The sequence below is a fragment of the Acidovorax sp. ST3 genome (assembly GCF_003231145.1).
Lineage (GTDB): Bacteria > Pseudomonadota > Gammaproteobacteria > Burkholderiales > Burkholderiaceae_C > Acidovorax.
Genome location: NZ_QKVP01000068.1, coordinates 1 through 625 on the forward strand (window position 1 = coordinate 1; position 625 = coordinate 625).

Genomic DNA, 625 nt, shown 5'->3' on the forward strand with positions numbered 1-625 from the left:
ATCGATGGTGCGGTCCTGATTGGGTGAAGCCGATGTGGATACAGCCCGTCGCCTAAGGGGGGCGGACTTTGGTGGAACGTCCGTCAGCCAGGTGAACATGGTCGATCATCTTTTCGCCGACACCTATCTCGCCGCGCTCTACGACGCTTGGCACCCAAGATCCGAGCGAGACGACTACGATTTCTACCTGCCGCGCATCATGTCCGCCGAGTCGGTGCTGGACGTCGGCTGCGGCACGGGCGTGCTGCTCGCGGATGCCCGTCGACGAGGGCATCGCGGCCGACTCTGTGGTCTCGATCCCGCGACCGGCATGTTGGAACGGGCGCGGCGGCGCCAGGACGTCGAATGGGTGCTGGGCGATCTCGCCACGACGCGTTGGGCGCGTCCGTTCGACCTCATCGTCATGACCGGCCACGCCTTTCAAGCCATCGTCGCGGACGAGGAGCTCAAGGCGTTCGCCGCCGCCGTGCGCCAGATGCTGGCGCCCGGCGGCCGCTTTGCGTTCGAGACGCGAAATCCGGCGGCGCGCGCCTGGGAACGTTGGCGGCCCGAAAATGCGGTGTCGGTGCGAGGGCCTGAAGGCGAAGACGTCACGATCACGACGCGGATCGTGGCCGGGTTCGAC

Annotated in this window: 1 protein-coding gene; it reads left to right on the plus strand. The window is 66.7% G+C overall.

Annotated elements, in window-relative coordinates; translation table 11 throughout:
- Positions 1-97 precede the first annotated feature (97 nt).
- The coding region (locus DNK89_RS23575; RefSeq protein WP_153064338.1) for a trans-aconitate 2-methyltransferase at positions 98-625 on the plus strand (528 nt) is incomplete at its 3' end.